Genomic DNA, 7,850 nt, shown 5'->3' with positions numbered 1-7,850 from the left:
GGGGGGAAAGGAAGAGAGGGGGGGGGGTTGTTGGGGGGGGGGGGGGGGGGTTTCCCCCCCCCCCCCCCCCCCCCCCCCCCCCCCCGGGGCCGGCGGGCCCGCTCGTACGGGACACGCCGGACGCGTGGTGGGCAGCGGTGGCCGGTAAGGGGGGCTGGCGCTGAAAAACTACCACCGCTAGTTTGGCCCGGCGGGTACCTTCGGGGCTCACGGGACAGCAACCGGCGTGGGAGGGCGACGACGTGAAGCAGCACGACGCTATGTACATCGACGGGAGCTGGCGCCCCGCCACCGGACCGGACACCATCGACGTCGTCAACCCGGCCGACGAACGGGTCATCGCCACCGTCCCCGCCGGCACCGCGCAGGACGTGGACGCCGCGGTACGGGCCGCCCGCGCCGCCCTGCCCGGCTGGTCCCGCACCGCGCCCGCCGAGCGCGCCGCCCGGCTGACCGCGCTGCGCGACCAGCTCGCCGGGCGCGCCGCGGAGATCGCCGAAACGATCACGTCCGAGCTGGGCGCGCCACTGGCGTTCAGCAAGGCGGTGCAGGCCGCCGTCCCGGTCGCGGTGGCCGGCTCGTACGCCGAACTGGCCGCCTCGTACGCGTTCGAGGAGAAGATCGGCACCTCCACCGTCCTGCACGAACCGGTCGGTGTGGTCGGCGCGATCACCCCCTGGAACTACCCCCTGCACCAGATCGTCGCCAAAGTGGCCCCGGCGCTCGCCGCGGGCTGCACGGTCGTCCTCAAGCCCGCCGAGAACACCCCGCTGACCGCCCGGCTCTTCGCCGAGTGCGTGGCCGCGGCGGGCGTGCCGGCCGGTGTCTTCAACCTCGTCACCGGGTACGGGCCGGTCGCCGGCCAGGCGCTGGCCGAGCACCCGGACGTGGACCTGGTCTCCTTCACCGGATCGACCGCCGTCGGCAGGAAGATCGGCGCCATCGCCGGCGCCGCCGTCAAGCGCTGCGCCCTCGAACTCGGCGGCAAGTCCGCCAACGTGGTGCTGCCCAGTGCCGACCTGGGCAAGGCCGTCGGCGTCGGCATCGCCAACGTGATGGCCAACTCCGGCCAGACGTGCAGCGCCTGGACCCGGATGCTGATCCCCGCCGACCGGTACGACGAAGCCGTGGAACTGGCCGCTGCGGCCATCGCCAAGTACGTGCCGGGCGACCCGCTGGACGGCGCCGTCCGCCTGGGCCCGGTCGTCAGCGCCACCCAGCGCGACCGCGTCCGCGGCTACATCGAGCGCGGCATCGAGGAGGGCGCCCGCGTCGTCGCGGGCGGCCCGGACGCCCCCGCGGGGTGCGAGCGGGGCTACTACGTCCGCCCGACGCTCTTCGCCGACGTCACGCCCGGCATGACCATCGCCCAGGAGGAGATCTTCGGCCCGGTCGTCGCGGTCCTGCCCTACGCGGACGAGGAGGAGGCCGTACGGATCGCCAACGGCACGGTCTACGGCCTGGCCGGCGCCGTCTGGGCGGGTGACGAGGACGAGGCGGTCGCCTTCGCGAAGCGCCTGGACACCGGCCAGGTCGACATCAACGGCGGGCGCTTCAACCCGCTAGCGCCGTTCGGCGGCTACAAGCAGTCCGGCATCGGCCGGGAACTGGGACCGCACGGTCTGGGCGAGTACCTCCAGACCAAGTCCCTCCAGCTCTGAGCCGTCAGTTCCGCGCGGCCGCCGCCGTACCCGCACCCGTGCCGTACGTACCCGCGCCCGTACCGGCCCGGAGAACCGTCGCCGTACCCGTCCGCCCCTCAGAACAGGGAGCCACATCCGCATGACCCGTGCCGCCGTACTGACCGCCGTGGGCGCCCCGCTGGAGGTCGCCGAGATCGAACTGCCCGGGCCCGGGCCGGGCCAGGTGCGGATCCGCCTGGCGGCGGCCGGCGTCTGCCACTCCGACCTCTCGCTGTCCGACGGGACGCTGCGGCAGCCCGCGCCCGCCGTCCTCGGGCACGAGGGAGCGGGCACCGTCACCGCCGTCGGCGCGGGCGTCAGCACCCACGCACCGGGCGACCAGGTCGTCCTGAACTGGGCCCCGGCCTGCGGCAGCTGCCACTTCTGCGGCCTGGACGAACCCTGGCTGTGCGCGGACTCCGCCGCGGCGGCGAACACTCCGTACGCCAAGCTGGCCGCCGACGGCAGCGACCTCTATCCCGGCCTCGGCACCGCGGTCTTCGCCGAGGAGACGGTCGTCCCGGCCCACGCGGCACTGCCGCTGCCGGCCGGCGTGCCGCTCACCGACGCGGCGCTGCTGGGCTGCGCCGTGCTGACCGGATGGGGCGCGGTCCACCACAGCGCGCGGGTACGGGCGGGGGAGTCGGTGGCGGTGTTCGGCGCGGGCGGCGTGGGCCTGGCCACCCTCCAGGCCGCGCGGATCGCGGGAGCCGGCCCGATCGTGGCCGTGGACGTGTCCCCGGCCAAGGAGGAACTGGCGCGCGCCGCGGGCGCCACCGAGTTCCTTCTCGCATCGGACGACACCGCCAAGCGCGTCCGCGGACTCACCGGCGGACACGGCGCGGACGTCGCGATCGAATGCGTAGGACGGGCGGCCACCATCCGTACGGCCTGGTCGTCCACCCGGCGCGGCGGCCGCACCACCGTCGTCGGCATCGGCGGCCAGGACCAGCAGGTCACCTTCTCCGCCCTGGAACTCTTCTACTTCGGCCGTACGCTGTCCGGCTGCGTCTACGGCAACAGCGACCCGGCCGCCGACCTGCCGCGCATCGCCGGACACGTCCGCAGCGGAGCCCTCGACCTGTCCGGCATGGTCACCGAGCACATCACCCTCGACGGCATCCCCGCCGCCTTCCAGGCGATGCGGGAGGGCAGGGGAGGCCGCGCCCTGATCGTCTTCTGAGCCTTCGCGCACGTCCCGCGGCCCCGCCGGTCATCGGTCTCATGACCTGGGAGGTCATTGAAGCCCTGCCCCGGTGACGGCATCGTCTCCTCCTGCCGGGCTGCCCCGGCCGGACCGGCCCACGCCAGGAGGAGACGCGTATGAGCACCACGAGCACCACGACCGGCACCGCCGCCCGCCCCGCTCCGGCGACCGACGCCGGGGCGGGCCTGCTGCGCAGGGTCCTGCGGATCGACAGCTGGAGCACCGTCGCGTTCGGCGTCTTCATGCTCGCCGGCGGCAAGGCGCTCAGCGAACCGCTCGGCATGCCCACGACCTGGTCCGTCCCGATCGGCATCGCCATGCTGGGCGGCGCCGCCGCCCTCGCCCTGATCGCCGGCTACCCGCGCATCCCCACCGGCCCGGCCACAGCCGTCGTCGCGGGCAACGCCCTCTCCTTCGTGGCCATGCTCCTCCTCACCTTCTCCGGCCTCCTGCCCCTCACCGGCCTGGGCACCGTGTTCCTGGTGACCGGGGCGGTGGTGGTGGGGGTGTACGCGGTGCTGGAGTACGTGGGGCTGCGGCGGTACCTGAGCGCTGAGGCACGGCGGAACTGAGGAGGCTGCGCCGCCGGGCGTACGCGGACCAGCCATACTCCGCCGTGAAGCCGCCCGGCAGCGTGCCGTTGAGCCAGGCCGCACCTGTGGCCACCGTGGTGAAGGCACCGACCATGAGAGAGAGCGAGGGCCGCCCCCACGACGAGCCGGTCCCTCTGGGCGCGCAGCTTGCGTACGCCGTCCTCCGGCGTCAGCACCGGGCGGAGCCGCGAGCGGAAGGGGGTGCCGGTGGCCGCCGCGGTCAGCCATGTGTTTCTTTCCGGGCGAGGTGCTTCAGGCCGATGTGGAGGTGGTCGGTGGAGCCGGTGCGGGCGCCGGTCTTCCGGCCTTGCGTAGGCGCGGGAAGGCCGGGGCCGCCGCCAGGAAGGCGAAGGTCGTCAGGACGAACGGCCAGGTGAAGGTATGGCCTCCGGAGGGAGCGGTGAGGGCGGTCAGGGTGGAGGTCAGGGCCGTCGCGGTCGCGGCGCCCGCGACCGCGTATGCCGCGGTCCGGGGGCCGGCCGGCAGGAACACCCCGCACAGGGCCATCGTGACCAGTACCGCGTTGTAGCCCGCGGCGCCGGACGCGACCTGCGCCGCCGGTGCGCCCAGTGCCCACGCGGTGCCGGTGCCGGCCAGGCTGCCCAGGCAGGCCATCGCCCCGGCCGTCCGGTTCGCGGCGAAGATGCCGGCGAGGAAGAGCGCGCCGACGTACCACTGCGGCATGAAGAAGATCTGGGCGACGTTGGCGAACAGCCCGTGCCACAGGTCGGTGAGGGACAGCGCGGACGGCGGCCCGGCGGACCGTGGCAGTGCCGCCGGGACCGGGCCTTGGTGCCAGAGGCGCGCGAAGCCCGGCGCCGCGGTCGTCAGCGCGCTCGCGACCAGGCAGAACGGGAGGGTGAGCGTCGGCAGTCGCCAGGTGCCCAGTACGCGGGCGACGGCGGCGGTGACGACCGTGACCACCACGCTGCCGCCCACCGCGAGCAGGGCGGTGGACAGGTGTCCGGGGCCGAGGAAGACCGCCGAACCGACGGCGACCAGGCACGCGTTGAAGCCTTCCAGGCCCGCGGCGACCCGTTCGCGGTCCACGCCGAGCAGGTGCGCCGTGGCCGTGCCCGTGGCGGTGCCGAGGAGCCCGTACAGGCCGTACGCCCAGCCCGCCGCGCACAGCGCCACCGAGAAGACCGCGCCGGTGACCGCGCTCGGCAGGAAGTCGACCTGGGCATGGCCGCGCAGCACGTGGACGGCGAACCGGGCCGGGCGGTGCCGGGGCCGGGGCGCGCTCCGGCCCCGTGGCGCGGCGATCGGATCACGCACGTCGTCTCCCCTCGGACGCAGCTCTCAGGCGGGCGGAGTACGCCGTCGGGCCGTACGCGCACCGCACCGCACCGGGACCACCCGGGCGGATGTACCTTACAGCTACCTGTGCGGCGGCGGGGCGGGATCCGGGTGCCGCAGCGCCAGCCCGTCGACCAGCGCCAGCAGCCCTGTCTCGAACGCGCCCTCGTCGACCCGCTGCTGATGCTCGGCGAGCAGGTGCGCCTGGCCCAGGTGCGGGTAGTCGGCCGGGTCGTAGGCGCCCGGGTCGTCCACGAAGCCGCGCGCGAAGGAGCCGAGCGCGGAGCCCGCGACGAAGTACCGGACCATGGCGCAGATCCGGGTCGCCTGGGCGGGTGGCCAGCCGGCCTCCACCATGCCGCCGAAGGCCGCGTCGGCCATCTTCAGGCCGGCCGGGCGGCGGCCGGGCCCCTGGGCGAGGAACGGGACGATGTTCGGGTGCGCGGCGAGTGCCGCGCGGTAGGAACGGGCCCAGGCCAGCAGTCCGGTGCGCCAGTCCGCGCCGGTGCCGAGGGCCGATACGTCCACCTCGGCGATCACCGTGTCGGCGACGGCGTCCAGGATCTCGTCCTTGGTCGTGAAGTGGTTGTACAGGGACGGCCCGCTGACGCCCAGCTCGGCGGCGAGCCGCCGTGTGGACAGGGCGGCCAGGCCCTCCGCGTCGATGAGCGCGAGGGCGGTGGTGACGATGCGCTCCCGGCTCAGGAGGGGCTTGCGGGGTCGGGCCATGCCGCACATAGTAGAGGCTGCCGCCCGAAAACTAGCAGTGGTAGTTAATGCCCGTCCGGCTGTTCCGGACGGCCCGGCTGCCGTCACCCTCCCCAAGGGGCCTTGATGAACCTGGAGCTCAGCGAGGAGCAGGCTGCCGCCCGGCAGCTCGCCAAGGACTTCGTCGACCGCGAGATCACCCCGCACGCCGCCGCCTGGGACCGGTCCGAACGGGTCGACCGGGGCATCGTGAAGAAACTCGGCGAGGTCGGCTTCCTCGGCCTGACCGTCCCCGAGGAGTACGGCGGCTCCGGAGGCGACCACCTCGCCTACGCGCTGGTCACCGAAGAGCTGGGCCGCGGCGACTCCGCGGTGCGCGGCATCGTCTCCGTATCCCTGGGCCTGGTCGCCAAGACCGTCGCGGCCTGGGGCGACGAGGAGCAGAAGCGCCGGTGGCTGCCCCCGCTGACCTCCGGCGAGGCCATCGGCTGCTTCGGCCTCACCGAGCCCGGCACCGGGTCCGACGCGGGCAATCTGGCCACCCGCGCCGTACGGGAGGGCGGCACGTACGTCGTCAACGGCAGCAAGATGTTCATCACCAACGGCACCTGGGCCGACGTGGTGCTGCTCTTCGCCCGTACCGGCGACGCCCCCGGCCACAAGGGCGTCAGCGCCTTCCTCGTCCCCGCCGACACGCCCGGTCTGGAGCGCCGGGAGATCCACGGCAAGCTGGGGCTGCGCGGCCAGGCCACCGCCGAACTGGTACTGGAGGACGTACGGGTGCCTGCCGACGCCCTGCTGGCTCCGGAAGGGAAAGGTTTCTCCGTCGCGATGTCGGCCCTGGCCAAGGGGCGTATGTCGGTCGCCGCCGGCTGCGTGGGGATCGCCCAGGCCGCCCTGGACGCCGCCGTCGGCCACGCCACGCAGCGCGAACAGTTCGGCCGGACCATCGCCCACCACCAACTCGTCCAGGAACTGATCACCGACATCGCCGTCGACGTGGACGCCGCCCGCCTGCTGACCTGGCGGGTCGCCGACCTGATCGACCGCGGCAAGCCGTTCGCCACCGAAGCCTCCAAGGCCAAACTTTTCGCCTCCGAGGCGGCCGTACGCGCCGCCAACAACGCCCTCCAGGTCTTCGGCGGCTACGGCTACATCGACGAGTACCCGGTCGGCAAACTGCTCCGCGACGCCCGGGTGATGACCCTGTACGAGGGCACCAGCCAGATCCAGAAGCTGGTGATCGGGCGGGCGGTCACGGGGGTCTCGGCGTTCTGAGACTCCCCGGCCCCCGGGCCGCCCCCCGGCGCCTCTGCGAACTCCGGACAGAATGAGCGAGGGCATGCTCAACGCTCATCCCGCGGCTCGTGTGCTCCTGCGCGGCGGCGCTTGTGGTACGCGAGGGTCAGCACGGCCAGGAGCGGTCCCCACAGGCTCGAGGGCAGGACGACGAAGGGCCACGGCATGGGCGGTGAGCCGCAGACATCGGGACGCGCCGGGGATGGGTTCGTGGGCCGCCTGCCAGGCGACGCGAAACCGACCGGGCCGAGCGGCAACGCGATCCTCGCGGCGTGCGGATGACGGCATGTGTGATCCCCGTTCCCAGCGGGCCGCCGGCGGACCCGTTCGGTGATGACGATCGCAGTCGCCGGCAGGTGGCGGATCACTCTGCGGAGGGACCTCGGCTCCGCCGCCGGGCTGATGGACCGTGCGACGGTGGAACGACGGCGGACGGATCGACGCAGCTGGGCGGCGTCCTGTTCGTGCTGTACACCGACATTCAGCGGGTCTGTCTGCCCAAGGAGCTGGGCTTCGGGTCCGGCATGACCTGCCGGCGTCGGCTGCGGGACTGGAACGGGGCCGGAGTCCGGCAGCGGCTGTGCGAGTTGCTGCCGGCCGAGTTGAACAGGGCTGCGTGCCCGGACTGGTCGCGGGCTGTGGCCGACTCCGGCCATGTGCGGGCCATGAACGGGGGAGCCGGACAGACCCCTCGCCGGTCGACCGAGGCCGAGCCGGCTCCGAACACCACCTGATCACCGACGGGCGCGGCACCCTGCTTGCGGTCATCCTCACCGGCGGCAACTACAACGACGTCACCCGACTTGTGCCGCTCCTGGATGCCGTCCCACCCGTCCGCGGCCGCCTGGGCCATCCCCGCCGGACGCCGGAGTCGCTGTTCGCCGGCCGCGGCCACGACCACGACATCTGCCGTGACCGGCTCCGCGAACGCGGCATCATCGCGGCCATCGCCCGCCGCAGCACCGCCCACGGTGGCGGGCTGGGCACTAAGCGCTTGCTCACCGGCGCGGTAAGGTGTTCGGTCCGTCGTGGATGGTCCGTGGCGGGGCGAGGATCGGGGTG

At 73.8% G+C, this 7,850-nt stretch carries 6 protein-coding genes and 1 pseudogene; 5 read left to right on the top strand and 2 right to left on the bottom strand.

Translation table 11 applies throughout. The annotated features are described in order from the left end of the window. Positions 1-242: 242 nt before the first annotated feature. The 3 genes from ACZ4Z1_RS02840 (at position 243) to ACZ4Z1_RS02830 (ending at position 3,461) form a co-directional block, all read left to right on the top strand. Entirely contained in the window at positions 243-1,661 is a 1,419-nt protein-coding gene (locus tag ACZ4Z1_RS02840) for an aldehyde dehydrogenase family protein (protein WP_468484759.1), read from the top strand. Positions 1,662-1,782: 121 nt separating this feature from the next. After that, positions 1,783-2,865: a Zn-dependent alcohol dehydrogenase gene (locus ACZ4Z1_RS02835; protein WP_468484758.1), complete on the top strand. Its 1,083-nt coding sequence runs from the start codon at positions 1,783-1,785 to the stop codon at positions 2,863-2,865. A 140-nt stretch (positions 2,866-3,005) separates the two neighbouring features. After that, the gene (locus ACZ4Z1_RS02830; RefSeq protein WP_468484757.1) at positions 3,006-3,461 is read left to right on the top strand and encodes a hypothetical protein; all 456 of its coding nucleotides are present in this window, start codon (positions 3,006-3,008) and stop codon (positions 3,459-3,461) included. 273 nt (positions 3,462-3,734) lie between these two features. Here the strand turns inward: ACZ4Z1_RS02830 and ACZ4Z1_RS02825 are convergent, their stop codons facing one another. Then, entirely contained in the window at positions 3,735-4,760 is a 1,026-nt protein-coding gene (locus tag ACZ4Z1_RS02825; protein ID WP_468484756.1) for an urea transporter, read from the bottom strand. A gap of 102 nt (positions 4,761-4,862) precedes the next feature. Next, positions 4,863-5,510, bottom strand: a complete 648-nt coding sequence (locus ACZ4Z1_RS02820; protein ID WP_468484755.1) for a TetR/AcrR family transcriptional regulator — start codon at positions 5,508-5,510, stop codon at positions 4,863-4,865. A gap of 105 nt (positions 5,511-5,615) precedes the next feature. Between ACZ4Z1_RS02820 and ACZ4Z1_RS02815 the strand changes: the two genes are divergently transcribed. Together ACZ4Z1_RS02815 and ACZ4Z1_RS02810 are read left to right on the top strand one after the other, a co-directional pair. Continuing rightward, entirely contained in the window at positions 5,616-6,767 is a 1,152-nt protein-coding gene (locus ACZ4Z1_RS02815; RefSeq protein ID WP_468484754.1) for an acyl-CoA dehydrogenase family protein, read from the top strand. A 467-nt stretch (positions 6,768-7,234) separates the two neighbouring features. After that, positions 7,235-7,782 (top strand): annotated as a pseudogene (locus tag ACZ4Z1_RS02810) (transposase); the annotation flags it as partial. Between the last annotated feature and the right edge of the window lie 68 nt (positions 7,783-7,850).

The sequence above is a fragment of the Streptomyces sp. NPDC030165 genome, from assembly GCF_055573595.1.
This window is presented reverse-complemented; position numbering and strand designations above follow the sequence as displayed.